This window comes from Acinetobacter sp. 243_ASPC (genome assembly GCF_001054715.1).
Classification (GTDB): Bacteria; Pseudomonadota; Gammaproteobacteria; order Pseudomonadales; family Moraxellaceae; genus Acinetobacter; species Acinetobacter soli.
Genome location: NZ_JVOR01000092.1, coordinates 12,921 through 33,458, shown reverse-complemented (window position 1 = coordinate 33,458; position 20,538 = coordinate 12,921). Strand labels below are relative to the sequence as shown.

The following is a 20,538-nucleotide window of genomic DNA, read 5'->3' as shown; positions in this document are numbered from 1 at the left end:
CCCCGATTTCGTATCGGGGCTTTTTTTAATTGTGGATAACGTCAAACTTATCCACAATTCTCATCGATACTAAAAATTGGCCTCAAAACTCATTTGATAACTAAAGTGATAGCCATTTTGATCGGTCAGATCATCGGTATAGTTCAGATCATTTTGCATAAATAACCAGTTACGCCATAACGGGCGTCGCCAAGACAAATAAGGGCCCCATTGGCTCAGAAGTACATCTTTCTTCTGTTTTTCATAAATTCCTGAGGTTAATACACCATAGGTCACTTTATCTTTACCGCTTAAACTGAGCTGATGAAAGGTGGTATTACGCCATGTAAAATCTTCATCCTGTGTTTTGGTCACATTAAACTGGCTGGCAAAGAGCGTGCTGTCGCTCAATTTTTGTTTGAGATTCAGATTAGTTTCACTGTAATTTTTACTGCTCGAACCGTAGCGGAACACTTGCTCGGTATCTAAATCTAAATGATGCATCAATACCCATTTCTTTTTAGCCAGAAACTGGACATAGACATCTGAACTTGAATTTGCACCCAAATCGAGATCATTGGAAAAAGGCAATAGGCTTGAAAGTGTCGACCAACTGGCTGAAAAAGGGTTGGGTGCGGTCGACTCGGCCCGATGTGTTTTTGAGTTCTTTTTGGTTTTGCCAAAGCGTTTGACGGGCGGCGCATAATGCTGCTGCGTGCGTTGCCACAATGAATCTTGTCCAAAGACTTCAAGTAAACGTTGATTTAAAACTTGAGGATCTTCAAGAGACGATGCAACCTCAGACACTGATGCGTTGCTTTCGGTTTCGCAGTGCTGATCAGAAGACCTGACCAAAAGATACTTTAAAGACGAACCATTACTCAGCAATTGCATGCCGTAGTAAATGCTGAGCATGCCCATTGTGATAAAACTTAAAGAGATCACATGCCGTTGAGTCATCGTTTAAAAAAACATAAATCATGAACGGCACACTATAGGCAATCAAGCTTAATAAATGCTTTAAGCTCAGACCATTACTCATCTATATCACTGCCAAATTAAACCGTATTTGGCAGCCAGTACATCGACTTAAAAAATAGCTTCCAAACGTACAAAGGTACTCAGATAATGACTACGATCTTCACGATGATCATTGAGATAATTGAGATCACCTTGCACATAAAACCACTCCCGCCACACGGGTTGACGCCATGACATAAACGGCCCCCAGCTATTGAGGCGTAAATCGTTGTCGTTGTAATAGCCGCCCATATAAATGCCATAGTTAAAGCGCTGATTGGTAAAAAACTGATGCTGACGAAACAGACGGTTGTCCCACCACCAGTCATCTTCTTGTTCATCGGCATGTGTCAGGCTAAATTGATTCGACAAAAAAGCTTCGTTTGGGCGAGCATGGGTGAGTTCTAAGTTGGTTCGGAAATAGTTTTTGCTGTCGATACCGTAGCGATAGATTTGTTCGGCATAAAATGAAAAATCATTACGTAATACCCACGCGCGTTTGGCCTTAAGTCTGACATAAATGTCATCGCCTGAGCGAATCCCTAAATCGGCATCGGTTTCAAAGGGAAGCTTTTTCGCAAAATCTGACCAGCGCAGGGCAATGGAACTGTTGTTGTCTCTGGTCTGGCGGGTATCGAGACGCTTGTTATCGGCATTGGGTTCGATGTTGGTATTGGCAATGTTATTTTCAAACTCGTTATCGAGCGACTCATCCCCAAACACCACACTAAAGCGACGTTCTAAAGTGGGAAGCTTAATTTTACCTCGAATACGTGGTTTGACTTCAAAACCGTTATATTTATCCCAGTAATTATCCAGCATTACACGTAATGTGGCATTGGCGGGTTTATTGGGGTCGATATCACCAAACCAGTCATCAATTTTAACTGAAGTATGATCAGCCCAATCGCGAATTTGTTTTTGCTTACGATCCACCCAAGTTTTGTTTTCGGTTTCGTTCACTGACGGCACCATGACCTGATCGGATTCCTTCGGCAGCATGGTCGGCATGGCATCTACCCATGCCGGAATATAATCCAGAAGATTCTTTTCATTACTTTGATTTAATTGCCGAAGTTCGACTGGATAGGCCACTGAGGTGGGAGGAATGTCTGGATTACTCGGTAAAACCAAATCAGCGCTGGCTGTGCTGGTTACGGTACTTTCGGCCCAAGCAGATGGAAGGCTGGCACCAATCAAACACGTTGAAACCGCCCCGAAAATCCATACTTTTTGTTGTGTTTTCATCATGTATCAAATCGTTATTATCAAACTTATACTGGTCACTGTTGTTGATTTGGCATGTAAAATCAAGACCATCAACAAAATAAAATAAATTTAATAACATAAGCCTCTTTAACTCAAGCATGATTCAGGCTTTAATCAAAAGGTTGCTTGATACACATAGAAAAATGCCCCTCATTTGAAGGGCATATTGATCATGAAATAAATATGATGATTAAACACAATCATTGATTATGATTAAGCTGTTTTAGCACAGCGTCGAGAATAGAGTTTACCTGCAACTCCCCCAATCAGGGCACCACTAAATGTACCAAATACTGGCAGGACACTGCCTGCAACAGCACCAATCACAGCGCCTTTAACCGTTGGAGAAAAGCGAGATTTTTTCTTCGCTACAGGTTGCTCCGGTTGATCAGATGGTTCAACAGAATTAAGTGGGCGTGCTGTGTCTTGATTCTCTAATGTCGTCATTGTTTATCCCTCTTGTTTAAAATACAGATTTGATTCGATATCGCGCCAAAGCGAACGAATCATATTGCTTAAACATTCATCTAAACACAAAAGCAGGGTGTGCGTGTGGTGAACGTGTTAAGTTCGCAAGGGCTTCAGTTAAAAATGACAATGTTTGATTACAACAGCAGATCTCTTGGTAATTCACGTTAAGCTATGTAATAAAAATGCAATAAAAAAGCCTTCTAATCCCTAGAAGGCTTTTTTAAGAAAAAGTTCTCAATGATCGAGAGCAAAATAAGAAACTACAGCGCATGAATACAGTAAATTCAAGAGTTGTATCTTAAAAAGAAAGTTCTGCCATGTATAGTCATATTTTTGCAACGCTGCATTGCAGTTTTGCTTAATAATTGTTCAATAATCGTGAAATGTGCTACACCACAAATTTGATTAGTGATTTGTATCACATTTTTCATCTGAGCAGGTATTGGCATCTGTTGGCGATTGCTGTTCAATTTGTGCCAAGCTCTGATTGAGAACTTGCAGAAAAACTTCACGCGGCTGTGCACCTGAAAGTGCAAATTTTTGATCGAACACAAAAAAAGGGACACCTGAAATATTCAGTTGCTCATGCGCGATTTTCTCATCGTGACGAACAAAGTCAGCCAACTCGTCACTTTGCAGTACGTATTCGACCTCGGCATGATCTAAGCCGATCCGTGATGCAATCTCTTCAACCACTTCGCGTTCGCCAATCGCTAAACCTTCGGTCATGTAAGCGTGAAAAAAGGCTTCCTTGGCCTGATTGCCCAAGCCTTTGCTTTGCGCCAGGTGAATGATGCGATGCGCATCGAAGCTATTGCCAGAGTTGGCTTTTTGCCATTGAAAATCAATCCCTTCCTCGGCTGCCATTTGCGCAATGTTTTGCTGCATCTGTTGCATCTCCTCGACACTTCGACCGTATTTTTTGGCCAAGCGTTCGGTATTTGAGGTGTCATGATGTGCTGGTGCATCTGGATCAAGCTCAAAACTATGCCAGTGAATGTCCAGTTCCACTCCAGCTTCGGCAGCCACATGCTCAAGGCGTTTTTTACCAATATAACAAAATGGGCAGACCACATCGGACCAAATATCTACGCGCATAGTAACATCTCAAAAAATCACAGATTCTCCATCATAAGCATGAAATAATCAGAGATAAAGGCATAAAGATGTAATTGCCTGTTGCGTCGTATGCAATACACCCATTTTATGAAATGATCACGTATCAATAACAACAGCGAGCAATCAACAACAACAAGATGAAGGAGAGGAGTATGCGCCGTTTTCAGATCATCATCGCAATCCTGATTGTGATCCTGTCCCTTGGTTTTTTTTCTTATCACTATATTCAACAGCAACAGCTTAAAGACACCAGTCAGATGTTTGATCAGGTCATGTCTGAAAAAATGGCGCTGCTTTATGATCAGGCACAAGACTGGTCTAAACCTGTACAACTGGATATTCATGATCGCCGATTGGCGGGAAATTATAAAAAGATTTCCGAGTTTTTACTGAATTACTGGGTACAAAACATCAATGCACGTAATGCTTATTTACGTGCCCTCAAGGCAGCCCAATGGGATACCTTTTTAGATGTGACACGGCTTGAGCAAGATCAGAAACAGCAGTATGCGCAAACACAAAAGATGCTCAATGATGTTCGGCAGGCATCCGTGCTGTATCAAAATCAATATGAACAGATTCATCAAGCTTTTCTGGCCGAGGCCAAAACCTTGTCGGTAGAACCAGATATGCGGATTTTGCTGGAAAAGAAACTGGGCAGTAACCAGAAAGTCGATCAGGATCATGCCATTTTCTTGCTGGAAATGCAGATTCTAGATAAAGCCGATGCCATGTTTGCCATTTTAAAAACCCATGCATGGGAACGAAACGGCAAAAAAATTCTGTTTCGAGATACCGCGCAGGTGAAGGCGTTTAATCAGTTATATCAGGATGTATTACGCCTCAATGCCAAAATTGAAAATATTAAAAAGCGCAATATGGCTGCGCTTGATCAGCAGTTAAAAGATGCAACTTGATTGAGTGAGGGAGCAGCTCATGCAACATGTATATGTACTTCATGGTTACTCTGCCTCACCAGAGGATCATTGGTTTCAAGATATTAAAAATCAGTTAAATGGTGATCAGACACAAGTCACCTTAATTCACTTTCCAGATTCAGCTCATCCAGATGTAAAGGCATGGCAAGGCACGCTTGACCATCACATCCCTAAAATTGATGACACTATATTCTTTGTCGCGCATAGTTTGGGAGTTATCAGTCTGTTGCATTTTTTTCATCGGCACCAAATACAGTATTTGGGAGGAATGTTGCTGGTTTCTGGCTTGCGAGAAGCTTTACCTGCATTACCAGAACTAGATGATTATATTGCGCAGAGTCAACAGATTCCGCAAACTCTTCAACTCAGGGCTGGCGCCTATATGTATTTGTCGGATCATGATGCTTATGTCCCTCCAGAGTGGAGTATTCGCTTGGCGCTGGAGCTGAATATACCCTATGAACAAATTGCACACGCGGGACATTTTCTGGCAGAAGATGGTTACACTACGTTTCCAGCATTGATCAAACGCTTACATGATATGCTACGGGCATAAAAAACCCCGCAATTTGCGGGGTTTTTCTTTTATTTGAAAGTCATATTAAACACGTTCGATAATGGTCGCGATGCCTTGGCCCAAACCGATACACATGGTGGCAAGACCAATTTGCGTGTCTTGTTGTTCCATCACATTCAGTAGGGTAGTGGTAATACGCGCACCCGAGCAGCCTAAAGGATGGCCCAGTGCAATCGCACCACCGTTTAAGTTGATGATGTCTTGCTTTTCATACACACCCAAACCTTTCATGACTGATAGACCTTGAGCAGCAAAAGCTTCGTTCAATTCGATGGTCTGAATATCTGCCATGCTCAAGCCCGCACGTTTGAGTGCTTTTTGAGTGGCTGGCACAGGGCCATAACCCATGATTGCTGCGTCACAGCCAGCAACCGCCATTGAGCGAATCACGGCACGCGGTTTTAAGCCGAGGGCTTGCGCACGTTCTGCCGACATCAAGAGCATCGCAGAGGCACCATCAGACAATGCAGATGATGTGGCTGCTGTTACGGTGCCGCCTTTCGGATCGAATACAGGACGCAACGCCTTAAATGCCTCTAAGTTGGCATCTGGACGAATCACTTCATCGATGTCGCAAAGGATTTTAAAGCCATTGGCATCGTGACCTTCAACACCCACAATTTCATGTTTAAAACGACCTTCTTGCGTCGCAGCCCAAGCACGGCGGTGTGACTCTACACCAAACGCATCTTGCTCTTCACGGGTAATACCGTTCATGCGTCCGAGCATTTCTGCAGTTAAGCCCATCATGTTGGATGCTTTGGCATAGTGCTTCGAGGCTTCTGGGTTAAGATCGATACCATGCATCATGCCGACGTGGCCCATGTGCTCGACACCCCCAATGATAAAGATATCACCTTGGTTGGTGGCAATTTGCGCCGCCGCAGTATGAATTGCCTGCATCGATGAACCGCACAAACGGTTGACGGTTTGCCCTGCAACCGTTTTAGGCAAATCGGCCAATAGACCAATATTACGGGCAATGTTCATCCCTTGTTCGAGTGTCTGGTTCACACAGCCCCAGATCAAGTCTTCTACTTCATTGACATCAAATTGGTTACGTGCAACCAGCGCACGTACCAATTCTGCAGATAGGCTGTCGGCACGTACATTTCGGAACATCCCGTTTTTAGATTTGCCCATGGCAGAACGAACACCATCAACAATCACAACGTCACGTGGATTTAAAGTAGTCATTCACGTTGCTCCCTTAACCGTAAAATTTCTTGTTGTTTTCAGCCATATCGCGCAGCATTTGCGGTGCTTCGTACGCTTTGCCGAGATGTGCATATTTGTTGCAAAGCGCAACGTATTCTGGCACGCCAGTCTGATCGATATAGCGGCATGGGCCACCACGGAACGGCGGGAAGCCAATGCCCATAATCATGGCCATATCCGCTTCAGCAGGAGTGGCGACGATGTTGTCTTCGAGGCAACGAACCGTTTCGTTACACAGTGCCAGCATCATGCGGTCAATGATTTCTTGCGGGTCAAACTCGTGTTTTTCACCTGTCACAACCGATGCAATCACTTCATAGGCGCTTGGGTCAACCGTTTTGGCTTTCTTACCTTTTTTGTCGAGTTCATACTTATAAAACCCGACATCATTCTTCTGGCCCAGACGTTTGGCTTCGTACATGGTCTGGATTGAACCTTTAAAGTCTGGTTTCATACGATCAGGGAAGCCTTCTGCCATTACTTCGGCGCCGTGCACACCCGTATCGATCCCCACCACATCCATCAGGTAAGCAGGGCCCATTGGCCAGCCAAATTTTTCCATAACTTTGTCAATTTGCTGGAAATCTGCACCGTCTTTAAGTAACAAATCAAATGCACCAAAGTACGGGAACAACACACGGTTGACCAAGAAACCCGGACAGTCATTCACCACGATTGGGGTTTTGCCCATTTTTTGTGCCAGAACAACGGTCGTTGCAACCGCTTCATCGGAGGTTTGTTCACCCCGGATGACTTCGACCAGTGGCATCATGTGCACCGGATTGAAAAAGTGCATACCGACAAAATTTTCCGGACGCTTTAACGCTTTGGCCAAACGTGTAATCGAAATGGTCGAGGTATTTGAGGCAAGAATGGTGTTATCACGGACTTTGGCTTCGGTGTCGGCCAGTACCGCTTCCTTGATTTTTGGATTTTCGGTCACCGCTTCAATCACGATATCGACGTCTTTAAACTCGTCGTAGCTCAAGCTTGGACGAATTCGCGCCAGTGTTTCGCCCATTTGAGCTGGCTTCATTTTTTTGCGTTCAACTTGTTTGGTTAACAGGTTGTTGGCTTCTGACATTCCAAGCGCGAGCTGAGGGTTCCCAATATCTTTCATGATAATTGGCGTGCCTTTGCTGGCAGCTTGATAGGCAATCCCGCCGCCCATAATCCCGGCGCCCAATACAGCAGCTTGATTAACAGGGTGCGCGCCTTTTTCGTGTTTTTTCGATACTTTCTTGATGATTTGGTCGTTGAGGAACAAACCAATCAGTGCTTCAGCTTGCGCAGTGACCGCAGCTTTGGCAAAGCCTTCTGCTTCAACCTTCAGCGCATCGTTACGGCTGAGGCTTGCACCGGCCTGCAATGAATCAATCATGAGTTTAGGTGCAGGGTATTGCGCTGGATTGGCTTTGGCCAAAACGGCACCTTTAGCAGTATTAAACGCCATCATTTGTTCAAGCGGTGCCAGTTTAACTGGATCGATTTTTTCCTGACGCTTGGCTTTCCAATCCAGACGTCCAGCGAGGGCTTGTTTCACCAAATCAATTGCAGCATCTTGTAATTTGTCGGCAGCGACCACGGCATCGACGGCACCATCTTTTAAAGCAGCAGCCGGTTTTTTTGGTGCGGCCATCGCAATCCATTCGACTGCATTGTCAATCCCGATCAAACGGCTCAAACGCACGGTACCACCAAAGCCCGGAAAAATTCCCAGTTTGATTTCTGGTAAGCCGACCTGTGCGCTTTCAGACATCACACGGTAATCGCACACCAAGCACATTTCAAAGCCACCACCTAATGCCATGCCATTAATGGCAGCGACTTTAGGGATGTCTAGATCTTCAAAGCTGTTAAAAATCTCATGAACAGGTAAGGCCCACTCCACAATCGCGCTTTCGCCCTGTGCAAAGTTATCGCCAAATTCGGTAATGTCGGCACCCACAATAAAGGTCGATTTGCCGCTGGTGACGATCAAACCTTTTACTTCAGAATGGTTTTTAACTGCTTCGATGGCAGCTTTAAAATCGTCTAGGGTTGCACGGTTAAACTTGTTGACTGACTCACCTTGTAAGTCAAAGCGGAATTCTGCAATTCCGTCCTGAAGCATTTGGACGGTAATGGCATTGCCAGCGTGGATCATGCCTGATCTCCTTTATTCTGGAGGATTTATACGTTGATGTTGTGACGTGTATATTGCGTTATACAGTGAAAATACCTCGTCAATCTTACGATAACTATATCGAAAAAGAATCTAACAAGTTGTATCTAGTCGTGACGCAAGGGTCACCTATTTTTCACGGCTCATTTGGGTGAATATACTTAAAAACCCATACATATTCGTGTTGAATAATTTTATCACTATGATTTATATATTTTTTTATAAGTGATTTTGCACAGTAAGCCTAGTCTTCACTCAAATTTAAAAGTTGTGTTTTTGTAATAAGACTGTCAATAAAGTCAATTCGCCATTTTGAAGGTCTTTTTTTATGCCGGATTTTACCTTTATAAGATCATTCATTCAGAGCAGGATACATTGGGTAGATGATCAAAACATAAGTTGTTAAAATACGCGCAATCTTTTTTGAGTGGGTCTTCATGATTAAGTGGATCATATTGGCGATTTTTGTGATATCAGCGTTGTATATCCAGCATCGCGGTAAAGTACGACATTCGTTTTATCGTCAGTTTTTCGACCATTCGACTTTGCTTGCCCCGATTAATTTCTTGATGTACTTATTTTCAAAAGTGCCCAACCAGCCGTATATCGATACCCAACATTTTAAAGATTTAAAAGTGCTGGATGAAAACTGGGAAATGATTCGCGATGAAGCACAGGCCTTATATCAGCAAGGTGGCATCAAAGCATCGAGTACCTACAATGATTTAGGCTTTAACTCATTTTTTAAAACAGGCTGGAAGCGTTTTTATTTAAAATGGTACGACTCTGCGCATCCATCGGCGGCAGAACTGTGCCCAAAAACCACGGCGCTACTCAAAACCTTACCGACGATTAAAGCGGCCATGTTTACTGAACTGGCGCCAAACAGCCGTCTGGTACGCCATCGTGATCCCTATGCTGGCTCATTACGCTACCATTTAGGTTTGATCACGCCCAATGATGATCGTTGCTTTATCGATGTCGATGGACAGCGTTATTCATGGCGTGATGGTGAGAGCGTGGTGTTTGATGAAACCTATATTCATTATGCTGAAAATACCACAGACCAAAACCGGATTATTTTCTTTGCCGATGTCGAGCGCCCACTCAAAACCCGTCTCATGGAAAAATTTAACCACTGGTTTGGTAAAAACGTGATGACCGCAGCCAGCTCACCGAACGAAACGGGTGATAAAACGGGTGGCCTCAATAAAGCCTTTGGTTATGTATATCAGATCCGAATCAAGGCCAAGGCACTCAAAGCCAAAAACCGCAAGTTGTACTATGTGTTGAAATGGGCGCTGATGCTGGGTATTTTCTTCCTGATTTTCGTACGCCCTTATGTGTTTTAAGAGATAAAACCAAACGCCCTGCGGGGCGTTTTTTTATTGAAGTACACACTTCAAGGCTGTTGTGTGAACCGCGTCGCGGGCTCAAGAAATTGTTACAACTATTAAAGTTCAATTCATAAAGTTTGGTTCTACAATGGCACCGTTTTGAAAAAGTGGTTCTTCGAAGTAGGTTTTTACAATGGCTCATGTTCATCACGCAGTCCACGTTCACCATGTGCAGGTGGCTGAAAAAAAAAGTGCGCATGTACATCATCACGCTCGCCCGCAGACGACGCATAAAAAATCTGCGTCGCATCATGCAGCACATAAAACGCAAAGTAGCCATTCAAGTACCACACATCGTAAAAGCCATAGTACGCATAGCGCAGGGCATCATAAAAAGCATGTCAGCCGCGATATCGATTTACATAAATTTTCCCATAAGCTTGAAAGTATTTCCGCGCGCCATAGCAAGAAAAAATGTGCACGCAATATCCGCATTGCCTTACAAACGGCAGGTGCCGATGTATCCAAACATCCTGTCGCTGCATCGGATTGGGGGCATACTTTAGAAAAAAACGGCTATAAAAAGATTAAACCGGCTTTTGGTCACCCGCAACCGGGCGATATTTATATCATTCAGCGTACAGGCGATCATGTTTATGGTCACATTGCCGGTTATACGGGCAATGGCTGGATTTCAGATTTCCGTCAAAAAAACTATGCGGTATATAAAGAAAAAGATTTGAAATACACGTATTACCGTCTTGAGTCTTAGATCAGTTTAAGCACGCGTTATGATCTGATTTACAGTGATAGCTTGAAAACAGCGTATGGAACCGTCACATTAACAGTCTGACCTTTAGCTAAGACCATGATTGTGAATTCAAACGCGCGTCCACATATTGAAAAACTGCTCGCCAACATGACCCAATTGCCTGGGGTGTATCGCATGTTGGGTAAAGACGGCGAACTGCTTTACGTGGGTAAAGCTAAAAATCTGAAGAACCGTGTCTCCAGCTATTTTGTCAAAACCATTGAGCACCCCAAAACGCAGGCATTGGTGGCGCGTATCTATGATATCGAGACTTTGGTCACGCGTTCGGAAACCGAAGCGCTTCTGCTTGAACAAAACCTGATTAAACAGCATCGTCCGCCTTACAATATCATGCTGCGCGACGATAAATCCTATGTGTACATTTTTGTTTCGAGCGACAAACCGTATCCGCGGATTGCCAGTGGTCGTGGCAAAGGCAAACATCAAATCGGCAAGTTTTTTGGGCCTTACCCTAGTGCCTATAGTGCCCGCGATACATTACTGGTGTTACAAAAACTATTTAATGTACGCCAGTGCGAAAATAGCTATTTTGCACAGCGTAAACGGCCGTGTTTGCAATATCAGATCAAGCGATGTTCGGCACCGTGTGTGGGGCTGATTTCACCTGAAGACTATAAACAAGATGTCGAAAACTCGATTCGGTTTTTACAAGGCGATACCAAAGAGCTGAATCAGGAGCTGATTGCCAAAATGGAGGAGGCAGCCGAGCAACTGGCGTTTGAAAAGGCAGTATTTTATCGCGATCGACTGGGGTTGCTGCGTGAAGTACAGGCACAGCAGGCGGTATTTAAAATTAAAGGTGAGGCCGATATATTGGCGATTGCCTTTCAGGCTGGCGTGACCTGTGTGCAAATCATGCACGTCCGTAATGGGCGCATGCTTGGTGGAAAAAGTTATTTTCCGGATATGCTCAGTGATGATCTGGGACAAATGCTCAGTGATTTTATGGCCAACTTTTACTTTCAGGTGGCCGATGAAATTCCGGTAGAATTAATTGTGAATATGGAGTTGCCGGATAAAAAAGAGCTGGAGCAGGCATTTCAGACCGAATTTGGTAAGAAAATCCAGATCAAGCACAAGGTGCGTGAAACCCGAGCTGAATGGCAAGAACTGGCTGTGATGAATGTGCAGCATGCCATTAAAGGCCAGCTCAGTAATCATTTAGAGCTGAATGAGCGCTTTTATCAGCTTGAACAGGTGGTTGGGCGTCCGATCGATCGGATTGAATGTTTTGATATTAGCCATACCATGGGCGAAGCGACGATTGCCTCATGTGTGGTCTTCGATCAAGGCGGTGCACGTAAACGCGATTATCGTCAGTTTTCCATTGAAGATATTACCGCTGGTGATGACTATGCGGCCATGCGTCAGGCGCTCACGCGGCGCTATAAAAAGAATTTGTTGCCCGATTTATTGCTGATTGATGGGGGGAAGGGACAGTTACATATGGCCATGGAAGTGATGCAGCAGTTGGGGCTAGATGCTTTTATGATTGGCGTTTCAAAAGGCGAGGGGCGTAAACCTGGTCTGGAAACCCTGCATTTTACCGATGGCAGCAAAATTCAACTTCCTGAAGACCATAAAGCACTGCATTTGATTCAGCAGGTGCGTGATGAAGCGCACCGCTTTGCGATTACGCGCCATCGCGCCAAACGTGATAAGCGACGCGCATCGTCGGTACTTGAAGCCATTCCGGGCTTAGGGCCGAAGCGCCGTCGTGATTTGCTCACGCATTTTGGCGGCATTCAGGGTGTACTCAAGGCCTCTGAAAAAGAACTCACCTTGGTTCCGGGGCTGGGTCCATCTATGGCCCGTACCATTTATAAGATTTTGCACGAGTAAATTGACCAAAAGCATCAGTGACTCTTGGGTCATCTCCCATTTTAGTTTGTTTAAAATCGGTCACAATAGCAGCGAAGAAAAAACAAGAGTGAACTTATGTTGCTAAACGATGCATCACCACAAGTGAATCACCGCAAGGATATTCAGATTTCATCGGGCTGGTCGCAGGGACGTACCGTCTACGGTGGACTGGTTGCCGGTCTATTAATGCAAAATGCACTGGATGTGGTTGCCAATCCACATCAACAAGTTTTAAGTTGCAGTGTAACCTTCGTCGGGCCAGTGAAGGAGGGTGCGGCACAGTTAACTGCCGAGATCTTGCGTAAGGGAAAGTCGGTCACGACCATTGAAGTACGACTGTGGCAGGCAGGTGCGGTTCAAAGTATTTTGCTGGCAAGTTTTGGCGAGCCGCGTTCGTCTGAAATTGTGGTGCATCAGTTACCAGAAGCTCCCGATTATTTGTTGCCAGCGCAACTCTCACGAATGCCTTACGTGCCCTTAATGCCCGAATGCTATCAGCAGTTTGATTTACGCTGGGCCGAAGGGCATTATCCGATTAGCAATAAACTGCCCGATTTTGGTGGATGGTGCCGATTTGACCCTGAGCTACATGCTGAACGTGCATTTAATGTGGCCGACTTATTGATTTTAATGGATATCTGGCCACCAGGGGTATTGCCGATGTTTCAGCAAATTGCACCGGCTAGCTCGCTGACTTGGCACTTAAGTTTTGTTCGCCCGATTGAATATGCTTTACATGACTGGTTTAAATATAAAGTGGTGACGCAGCACGCCGCGTTTGGTTATGCCACCGAATATGCGCACTTGTGGGATGCACAAAATCGGTTAATTGCGATATCTAGACAGACCGTTACTGTCTTTGCGTAGTCGACACTGTGACACATTTCGTATAAAGTTGGCGGTAGTTAAACATGCATGAAACCTTAATTTGCCATATTGGCATGATCTAATGAGGGGCCTCACAGGCGGTGTCTATGACAACAGGTCGAATCCTGAATATCCCAAATATTTTAACACTTGCTCGAATCGCCCTAATCCCGGTATTTTTGATGTTGGCCTATTGGCCACCAGCCATTGGGGTGAATTTTCATGAGGGGAGTTTTTTACGGCATATCGTGCTGACCGCGATTTTTATTTTGGCTGCAGTGACCGACTGGTTCGACGGCTATTTGGCGCGCGCGCTGAATCAGACTTCGGCGTTTGGTCGTTTTCTGGATCCGGTGGCAGACAAGCTCATGGTGGCATCGGCGCTGATTGTTCTGGTGCAATGGCAACCTACCATTTCTATGGCCTTTGCAGCGATTGTCATCATTTCCAGAGAGATTACCGTATCGGCACTACGTGAATGGATGGCCGAGCTAGGCGCCAGAACCAATGTTGCAGTGTCGACGGTAGGGAAATATAAAACAGCGTTTCAAATGATTGCGATCAGTGTATTTCTGCTCAACTGGAAGCCACTAGATTTACTGGCGTATGCCTTGCTTTATACCGCGGTTATCCTGACTTTATGGTCGATGTTTATTTATCTGCGTGCCGCATGGCCGTATCTGAAACAGCCTTAAATTAAAGACCTTTCTTCGTGAAAGGTTTTTTTATGGCCAAGTGCAAGAATCGGGTCGATTGCTTGCACCAAGCTGGGATAAAGTACTTCAAGAGCAGGAGAAGAGTGCGATGAAAACTTTATCGACAGCGCAGTTTACGGTGATTGCCGAGGTGATTGCGTATTTATATAGCCATGCATCACAACAGCCCAGCCTCGAAGAAGCTGCCGCTCAGGTTGGCTGGAGTAGCAGTTATTTGCAGCGCCAGTTTCAGGCATGGGTTGGCATTAGCCCCAAAAAATTTATTCAGTACATCAGTGTACAACATGCCAAAGCCTTGCTCTCACAACAGCATTCGGTGCTCGAAACTGCCCTAGAGACTGGATTATCCGGTACTGGTCGCCTGCATGATTTATTTGTGCATCTTGAAGGTGTATCTCCAGGAGAGTTTAAGCAACTAGGTCATAACATCGAGATTGATTACTCTTATGAGGCGACGCCCTTTGGCGATATTTTTATTGCCAGTAGTGCGCGTGGTGTTTGTTCTGTCCAGTTTGTACTTAATGAGCAATCAGCGTGTCCACTCACAACCTTGGCACAGCAATATCCATACGCGCGTTTTCAAGCCCATTCGCGCCACTGGCACACACAAATCGCACAGTGGATATGTGGTGATTTAAGCGTGAGCCTATCTCAGAAAATTCCGCTGCGTTTACGTGGTACGCCTTTTCAGCTGAAAGTATGGGAAGCGCTCCTGAAGATTCCAGCAGGGCAACTTTACAGCTATCAGCAAGTGGCTGAACATATGGGACAACCTTCGGCCGTTCGGGCCGTGGCCAGTGCAATTGCCAAAAATCCAATTGCTTATCTGATTCCGTGCCATCGGGTGATTCGCGCGTCAGGCGTTGTCGGGGAGTACCACTGGCACACATCACGTAAATTAGCATTGCTATCTACAGAGCTTGCAATGGTGAGATGACACATGACCTTGGATTTATTCGCTCCTGAGCCGCGGCAGAATATATTGCCTTACGATGGTGATGTACAAGACTACGGGTGTATTTTTAGCCCTGATGAAGCCGACGCTTATTTTCAGTATTTGTTACAGCACTTACACTGGCGTCATGATGAAGCCAAGCTGTATGGAAAGCACTTTGTGACCGCAAGACAGGTGGCGTGGTATGGCGATCGACACTATCGCTACAGCTACTCCGGCGTGATTCGAGATGCATTGACTTGGGAGCCTGAACTCCTAAAACTCAAGCATCGCCTAGAGCAGTTGCTGTCAGAGCGCTTTAATTCGTGCTTGGCCAATCGTTATGAAGAAGGCACACAGGGAATGGCATGGCACAGTGATGGCGATATGTCGCTGGCCAAAGAAACCACCATTGCATCACTGAGTTTTGGTGCAACACGGAAATTTTGTTTCCGGCATATGCAGAGCAAGGAAAAAGTCGAGTTGCATTTGCAATCGGGGCAATTGATCGTGATGCGGGGGCAAACCCAGCAGCACTGGCAACATGCGCTCATGAAATCACAAAAAGTTATACAGCCACGAATCAACCTGACCTTTCGCCAGTTTCTGCTTTAAAGGGTTAGATCACTGTAGATGATGACAGTCGCTTAGGGGTGTTCAATTTGAGATAAAGCCAAAAATTTCTGCTCAATTTGAACGGCATTGGTCTGTAAAATCTCAATCAGTTTTTCGATATTGATAAATTCAAAGCGATTTTTGGAGGCCACCAAGGTCAGCGCCATGGGCGATTCTTTGCTATTGGCAAATTTGATCGGAACTGAAAGCCCGGTTACCAACGGATTGAGCTCGCCGTGAGAAATATAATAGCCATCTTTTTTGATTTTTTTCATGCGCTGTAAGAAGCCTTCTTCGTCATGGGCAAAATCGACATCGGCCAACTGGCTAGAAAAGCGCTGATAGTAATCTTGAATCTGGCGTTTGCTGAGCTGCGCCATAATGACTTTAGGTGAAGACCCCATATAGACCGGGCGTGGACAGCCACGACCATAAGACAGTAAGTCGGCGTTTCGAAACACTTCGTGATGGACATCGATACAATAATCACGGTTCAAGTGGGTCAGTAAGCAGCACAGTTCGGTTCGTTCGGCAATTTCGCGCATAAATGGGCTGCTGATTTGTACAATCGGGTCGGTGGTACGCGAAATATAATCCATGACCGCAATTTTAGGGCCCAGCGTATAGTCACCTGAAGTACCACTGATGCGCTGTAAAATTTCGCTCGACACCAACTCCTTTAAATAGCGATAACCCGTCGGTTTTGACAAGCCCAGCTCATCACAAATCGTATCGACATTAATGACGGGACGATGAACCGAAAATAAGTCGAGAACTGTCAATATCTTACCAAAACTTGAAAGCGCCATGATGAACTACTTCACTAAATCATACTGAGGAAACGAACCGAAGATTCTTTATAACAAATTGCCTATCATCTTGCAGCGATATTTCACTGAGAGGATTAAATTATCCAAAATTGAACTAAAAAAGTGCAATAAAAATATATTAATTATCATAATAAGATATTTTGTTGACGTATTATGTTTTTTTTGAAACAATATTTGAACCAAAATATCGAATCAAGAAATTTCTGATTGTCGTTTTTTGCGTTTTTCTTCTCTTTCTTCTTCTCTGAAAGAATCTAAAGGTCTGGATCTTCCTGCTCCAGATCAGGCGGTCAACCGCCTTTAAAAAATGTTGAATATTATTTTGATTCGTCAGAACAATAGTAAAACATTTGTAGTCATCGTTATCGTTTTCGATCTAGGCCATGTGGTGGGGTTGTTGAGCACCGCTGTGTCTGATGTAGAGATATATTCATGCTTTGGAAACAGATCTTGGCGTTTCGGCCCAGTCGAATGGATTTGATTTTTGCCGTCAAAACCTTTATCGCCATGATGCTCGCGCTCTATATTGCCTTTTCACTGGATTTGACTTATCCGATGTGGGCCGCGGGCACCGTCATTATCATTGCACAGCCTTATGCGGGTATGGTGTCGTCTAAAGCGCTGTATCGTTTATTGGGTACGGTCGCTGGTGGTGCGGTCGCGATCTTTCTCACACCGCATATGATCGATATGCCGATTCTGTTTACCTTCGTGTTGTCGCTCTGGATTGCACTGTGTTTGTATATTTCCCTGCTCGATCGTACACCGCGAAGCTACGTATTTATGCTGGCCGGATACACCACCGCCATGGTGGCCTGTAGCTCGATCAACAGTATTGATACTTATAGCGTTTTTGATATGGCGTTGAGCCGTGTTCTGGAAATTTCGGTGGCGGTAATTTGTAGTGCTGTCGTTTCTGCCACAATTTTTCCAGCGCATCTGGGCACACAACTGCAACGCCGAGTACAAAAAACTTTAGACGATACCCGCGAAGCATTCGAACGTATTTTGACAGATGAACAGCATAGCAGTCAGTACACGCAATTGCTGGCAGGTGTAGCACGTGATACTTCCGATATTCATGGCTTGGCTGTACATTTGGCCTATGAACGAGGCGAATTGCGAGGCATGACCAAACCGTTGCAAGAGCTGTTACACCAGATCACCATGATTGTGGCCAATCTGGTCTCGATGTCTGAGCGTATCGCACAAATGGATGAGCTGGATCTACGTTATCGTCAGGTTTTGCCGCAGCTGCATACGCATGTGGTTCGCTTTTTGCGTGAGCAGCAGGATATCCAAGACGATCAGCTAGATCATTTACCTGCCGAATTTACAACGGATTTTCAGCACTTATTCGAGCTGATTCATCCTTCGCAACGGGTGATGTTGCAGGCTTTTCAAATGGATGTGCGTCATTTTATTCAAAATGTCATGACCATCAAACTCCTCTGGACGCGTATCCAGCGGGGCGATAAACGCATTCCGGATCGGATTGCAGCGCTCACGACACAATATCCAAGTTTACATCGTGATCACGGGATTGCTGTGCGCAGCTCGATTGCAGCAGGTATTGCAACGGCCGCCTCGTTTTTGCTCTGGATTTATAGCGGCTGGCATGCCGGTTATATGATGGCGCAGCTCACAGCGGTGAGTGCCTGTATTTTATCGACGCTCGATAATCCTGTGCCTGCGCTTAAGCTATTTATTAAAGGATCGATCTTATCGGCCGTGTTAACGGTGTTTTATGCCTTTATCATCATGCCGGAAGTGAAAGAATTTTGGCAACTGGCCTTTGTACTGGCACCGATGGCCATTTATTTGCTGTCGATGTTTCCGCAGCCTGCATTGATGGGATTGGCACTGCCGATGCTGATTAACTTTGTGATGAGCTTGAATTTGCAAAACCATTATGCAACCAATGCGGTAGTGCTCATGGACACGGCCATGGCAGGCGTGATGGGGCCGATTATTTCAATTTTAGCGATCCAGTTTATTCGTGCGATGTCTCCCGAGACCAGTGCCACACGCATTTTGGCGTTACATTATAAAGCAATGCGCGAAGCTTTATATTTGCCTTATGGGGTTCGCTTTCGGGTTCATTTACGCAGCATGCTTGATCGCATTGGTATTTTAAATACCAAAATGGTGCAGTCTGATGAGCTGAAGCAGGCGATGAATCGTGCGCTGATTGAAGCCAGTGCTGTGGTGAATTTGAGCCGTATTGCTGAAGTACTGCACGGTGATACAGGCTCTACCGAGTTAAAACGGGCGTTATTTCGTTTTCAACAGTTACTCGATCGTGGCTTTAAAGAGCAGGAAAAACAATTAGAAACACCACAGGCTTTGCAAGAGAAATTACTGGCACAAATACAACAGATTGAAATGGTATTGGTAAATGAGCCGAACCTCAGCTTAAAACAGCGTATTGAAGTGAGTATGAACAACATCCGAAGCAGTATTTTTCATGCGCAGCAGAATAAACCAGCCGCGCTGATGTCTAAAGGGGAAAGCAATGGGTGAGTTTAATGCATACGGGGTGTACTTTCCGAGCTTTCTGATTCAGGCCATTTGTGCCTTTATCGCCTTTAAAATCGTAACGCGTGGAACCGACCGCCTCATTGCAGCAGGCTGGATTGGATTCCCCGGTGTGTTTAACCTGTGTTTATACATCATCCTGTTGATGGGCATGCACTGGATTTTTCTTTGGCAGTTTGGTCGATGACAGCATCGTTACTAAGTGAAATTGGAACAACGCAATGAGTAAGGTAGATTTACGCAAATTCGTTCGACCCGTGGTCACACTGATCATGGTGATTGTCGCGGTTTTTGTGATTGTGCATTTATGGAATTACTACAATGCCTCGCCATGGACACGTGACGGGCGAGTGCGTGGCGATGTGGTTCAGGTGTCTTCAGATGTATCAGGACTGGTCACTGAAGTCTTGGTGCACGATAACCAGAGCGTCAAGAAAGGGCAGGTGCTATTTAAAATCGATGTGGCGCGTCAGCAACTCGATGTTGAACAGGCACGATCAGATTTGGCCAAGGCCAAAGCCGGGCTGGCACAGTCACAAGCCAACCTGATTGCGGCAAAGGCCAATTTAGCCAAGACTCAAGCTAATATGGCTTTAGCCGAAAAAAATGCAGCGCGTTATTCAAGTTTGCTCGATGGTGCAATTTCCAAGCAGGAACAAGATCAGGTCTATGCCACACGTGATCAGTCACGTGCCGAGATTGCGCAGATGAAAGCATCTATTGAACAGGCCGAAGCTACCATTACGGAACAAAAATCGTTGATTGATGTGGCCCAAAGTAATTTAAATCTGGCGCAGCTCAATCTGAATCGCTCACAGGTGGTGGCACCAGCAGATGGCACCTTGTCTAACTTCGATTTACAGGTGGGAAATTACGTTAAGACGGGGGACGCAGTAGCCGCCTTGGTCGACCGTAAGCAGCTCTATGTGGTGGGATATTTCGAAGAAACCAAACTCAATCACATTCATGTAGGCGACAAAGCCGTGATCCAGTTGATGGGAGATGATCAAAAAATCAAAGGTCATGTTCAGGGGATTGCATCGGGCATTGAAGATCGCGAGCGTTCGACCAGTTCAACCTTGCTGGCCAATGTCAATCCGACTTTTACTTGGGTCCGTCTGGCACAGCGTGTACCGGTCAAAATCGTACTTGATGAAGCGCCTCACAATCCACTGGCGTTTGTGGCTGGGCGCACTGCGACAGTCAGTATTGTCGAGTCTGAACAGCAAAAGTAAGTCTTAAAAAAAGGCT

General features: G+C 45.2%; 19 protein-coding genes. 12 read left to right on the top strand and 7 right to left on the bottom strand.

Annotated features, from left to right (window positions below; genetic code table 11):
* Nucleotides 1-69: 69 nt before the first annotated feature.
* The 4 genes from ADA42_RS11985 to ADA42_RS11970 form a co-directional block, all read right to left on the bottom strand.
* Entirely contained in the window at nucleotides 70-939 is an 870-nt protein-coding gene (locus tag ADA42_RS11985) for a hypothetical protein (protein WP_048765403.1), read from the bottom strand.
* A gap of 129 nt (nucleotides 940-1,068) precedes the next feature.
* Complete coding sequence (locus tag ADA42_RS11980) at nucleotides 1,069-2,199, bottom strand: hypothetical protein (protein WP_414629816.1); 1,131 nt, start codon at nucleotides 2,197-2,199, stop codon at nucleotides 1,069-1,071.
* A 282-nt stretch (nucleotides 2,200-2,481) separates the two neighbouring features.
* Nucleotides 2,482-2,715 (bottom strand): DUF456 domain-containing protein, encoded by a 234-nt coding sequence (locus ADA42_RS11975; protein WP_004932406.1) that lies wholly within the window; start codon nucleotides 2,713-2,715, stop codon nucleotides 2,482-2,484.
* A gap of 429 nt (nucleotides 2,716-3,144) precedes the next feature.
* Nucleotides 3,145-3,837: a DsbA family oxidoreductase gene (locus ADA42_RS11970; RefSeq protein ID WP_004932408.1), complete on the bottom strand. Its 693-nt coding sequence runs from the start codon at nucleotides 3,835-3,837 to the stop codon at nucleotides 3,145-3,147.
* 173 nt (nucleotides 3,838-4,010) lie between these two features.
* Between ADA42_RS11970 and ADA42_RS11965 the strand changes: the two genes are divergently transcribed.
* Both ADA42_RS11965 and ADA42_RS11960 read left to right on the top strand, forming a co-directional pair.
* Nucleotides 4,011-4,775 (top strand): hypothetical protein, encoded by a 765-nt coding sequence (locus ADA42_RS11965; RefSeq protein ID WP_048765399.1) that lies wholly within the window; start codon nucleotides 4,011-4,013, stop codon nucleotides 4,773-4,775.
* Between the two features lie 19 nt (nucleotides 4,776-4,794).
* Complete coding sequence (locus ADA42_RS11960) at nucleotides 4,795-5,352, top strand: RBBP9/YdeN family alpha/beta hydrolase (protein WP_048765397.1); 558 nt, start codon at nucleotides 4,795-4,797, stop codon at nucleotides 5,350-5,352.
* Nucleotides 5,353-5,397: 45 nt separating this feature from the next.
* Here ADA42_RS11960 and fadA read toward each other — a convergent pair whose 3' ends face one another.
* On the bottom strand, nucleotides 5,398-6,570 hold the full coding sequence (gene fadA, locus ADA42_RS11955; RefSeq protein ID WP_004944028.1) for an acetyl-CoA C-acyltransferase FadA: 1,173 nt from the start codon (nucleotides 6,568-6,570) through the stop codon (nucleotides 5,398-5,400).
* A gap of 13 nt (nucleotides 6,571-6,583) precedes the next feature.
* Nucleotides 6,584-8,737: a fatty acid oxidation complex subunit alpha FadB gene (gene fadB, locus ADA42_RS11950; protein ID WP_004932415.1), complete on the bottom strand. Its 2,154-nt coding sequence runs from the start codon at nucleotides 8,735-8,737 to the stop codon at nucleotides 6,584-6,586.
* Between the two features lie 455 nt (nucleotides 8,738-9,192).
* Here fadB and lpxO point away from each other — a divergent pair, with 455 nt between their 5' ends.
* The 7 genes from lpxO to ADA42_RS11915 all read left to right on the top strand — a co-directional run bounded on the left by lpxO (nucleotide 9,193) and on the right by ADA42_RS11915 (nucleotide 15,919).
* The gene (gene lpxO, locus ADA42_RS11945) at nucleotides 9,193-10,107 is read left to right on the top strand and encodes a lipid A hydroxylase LpxO (protein WP_004932417.1); all 915 of its coding nucleotides are present in this window, start codon (nucleotides 9,193-9,195) and stop codon (nucleotides 10,105-10,107) included.
* Nucleotides 10,108-10,285: 178 nt separating this feature from the next.
* Nucleotides 10,286-10,864 (top strand): CHAP domain-containing protein, encoded by a 579-nt coding sequence (locus tag ADA42_RS11940; RefSeq protein WP_025095288.1) that lies wholly within the window; start codon nucleotides 10,286-10,288, stop codon nucleotides 10,862-10,864.
* 102 nt (nucleotides 10,865-10,966) lie between these two features.
* On the top strand, nucleotides 10,967-12,766 hold the full coding sequence (gene uvrC, locus ADA42_RS11935) for an excinuclease ABC subunit UvrC (RefSeq protein ID WP_034435207.1): 1,800 nt from the start codon (nucleotides 10,967-10,969) through the stop codon (nucleotides 12,764-12,766).
* Between the two features lie 96 nt (nucleotides 12,767-12,862).
* The gene (locus tag ADA42_RS11930; RefSeq protein ID WP_004932425.1) at nucleotides 12,863-13,654 is read left to right on the top strand and encodes a thioesterase family protein; all 792 of its coding nucleotides are present in this window, start codon (nucleotides 12,863-12,865) and stop codon (nucleotides 13,652-13,654) included.
* A 107-nt stretch (nucleotides 13,655-13,761) separates the two neighbouring features.
* Nucleotides 13,762-14,349 (top strand): CDP-diacylglycerol--glycerol-3-phosphate 3-phosphatidyltransferase, encoded by a 588-nt coding sequence (gene pgsA / locus ADA42_RS11925; protein WP_004932427.1) that lies wholly within the window; start codon nucleotides 13,762-13,764, stop codon nucleotides 14,347-14,349.
* Between the two features lie 109 nt (nucleotides 14,350-14,458).
* On the top strand, nucleotides 14,459-15,307 hold the full coding sequence (locus tag ADA42_RS11920) for a bifunctional transcriptional activator/DNA repair enzyme AdaA (protein WP_048765393.1): 849 nt from the start codon (nucleotides 14,459-14,461) through the stop codon (nucleotides 15,305-15,307).
* 3 nt (nucleotides 15,308-15,310) lie between these two features.
* A complete protein-coding gene (locus ADA42_RS11915; RefSeq protein ID WP_048765391.1) occupies nucleotides 15,311-15,919 on the top strand; it encodes an alpha-ketoglutarate-dependent dioxygenase AlkB family protein in 609 nt (202 codons plus the stop codon).
* A gap of 32 nt (nucleotides 15,920-15,951) precedes the next feature.
* Here the strand turns inward: ADA42_RS11915 and ADA42_RS11910 are convergent, their stop codons facing one another.
* Nucleotides 15,952-16,728, bottom strand: a complete 777-nt coding sequence (locus ADA42_RS11910; protein ID WP_004932434.1) for an IclR family transcriptional regulator — start codon at nucleotides 16,726-16,728, stop codon at nucleotides 15,952-15,954.
* 453 nt (nucleotides 16,729-17,181) lie between these two features.
* Here ADA42_RS11910 and ADA42_RS11905 point away from each other — a divergent pair, with 453 nt between their 5' ends.
* From ADA42_RS11905 to ADA42_RS11895, 3 genes are read left to right on the top strand one after another with little or no spacing between them, the layout of a single operon-like run.
* Complete coding sequence (locus ADA42_RS11905) at nucleotides 17,182-19,272, top strand: FUSC family protein (protein ID WP_048765389.1); 2,091 nt, start codon at nucleotides 17,182-17,184, stop codon at nucleotides 19,270-19,272.
* Nucleotides 19,265-19,474 (top strand): DUF1656 domain-containing protein, encoded by a 210-nt coding sequence (locus ADA42_RS11900; RefSeq protein WP_048765388.1) that lies wholly within the window; start codon nucleotides 19,265-19,267, stop codon nucleotides 19,472-19,474. Before ADA42_RS11905 ends, ADA42_RS11900 begins: the two co-directional genes overlap by 8 nt.
* 34 nt (nucleotides 19,475-19,508) lie before the next feature.
* A complete protein-coding gene (locus ADA42_RS11895; RefSeq protein ID WP_004944009.1) occupies nucleotides 19,509-20,522 on the top strand; it encodes an HlyD family secretion protein in 1,014 nt (337 codons plus the stop codon).
* Nucleotides 20,523-20,538 lie beyond the last annotated feature (16 nt).

Coding starts and splice junctions, on each gene's coding strand:
- ADA42_RS11985 (WP_048765403.1), bottom strand. CDS start 939: ATGACTCAACGGCATGTGATCTCTTTAAGTTTTATCACAATGGGCATG.
- ADA42_RS11975 (WP_004932406.1), bottom strand. CDS start 2,715: ATGACGACATTAGAGAATCAAGACACAGCACGCCCACTTAATTCTGTT.
- ADA42_RS11970 (WP_004932408.1), bottom strand. CDS start 3,837: ATGCGCGTAGATATTTGGTCCGATGTGGTCTGCCCATTTTGTTATATT.
- ADA42_RS11965 (WP_048765399.1), top strand. CDS start 4,011: ATGCGCCGTTTTCAGATCATCATCGCAATCCTGATTGTGATCCTGTCC.
- ADA42_RS11960 (WP_048765397.1), top strand. CDS start 4,795: ATGCAACATGTATATGTACTTCATGGTTACTCTGCCTCACCAGAGGAT.
- fadA (WP_004944028.1), bottom strand. CDS start 6,570: ATGACTACTTTAAATCCACGTGACGTTGTGATTGTTGATGGTGTTCGT.
- fadB (WP_004932415.1), bottom strand. CDS start 8,737: ATGATCCACGCTGGCAATGCCATTACCGTCCAAATGCTTCAGGACGGA.
- lpxO (WP_004932417.1), top strand. CDS start 9,193: ATGATTAAGTGGATCATATTGGCGATTTTTGTGATATCAGCGTTGTAT.
- ADA42_RS11940 (WP_025095288.1), top strand. CDS start 10,286: ATGGCTCATGTTCATCACGCAGTCCACGTTCACCATGTGCAGGTGGCT.
- ADA42_RS11930 (WP_004932425.1), top strand. CDS start 12,863: ATGTTGCTAAACGATGCATCACCACAAGTGAATCACCGCAAGGATATT.
- pgsA (WP_004932427.1), top strand. CDS start 13,762: ATGACAACAGGTCGAATCCTGAATATCCCAAATATTTTAACACTTGCT.
- ADA42_RS11920 (WP_048765393.1), top strand. CDS start 14,459: ATGAAAACTTTATCGACAGCGCAGTTTACGGTGATTGCCGAGGTGATT.
- ADA42_RS11915 (WP_048765391.1), top strand. CDS start 15,311: ATGACCTTGGATTTATTCGCTCCTGAGCCGCGGCAGAATATATTGCCT.
- ADA42_RS11910 (WP_004932434.1), bottom strand. CDS start 16,728: ATGGCGCTTTCAAGTTTTGGTAAGATATTGACAGTTCTCGACTTATTT.
- ADA42_RS11905 (WP_048765389.1), top strand. CDS start 17,182: ATGCTTTGGAAACAGATCTTGGCGTTTCGGCCCAGTCGAATGGATTTG.
- ADA42_RS11900 (WP_048765388.1), top strand. CDS start 19,265: ATGGGTGAGTTTAATGCATACGGGGTGTACTTTCCGAGCTTTCTGATT.
- ADA42_RS11895 (WP_004944009.1), top strand. CDS start 19,509: ATGAGTAAGGTAGATTTACGCAAATTCGTTCGACCCGTGGTCACACTG.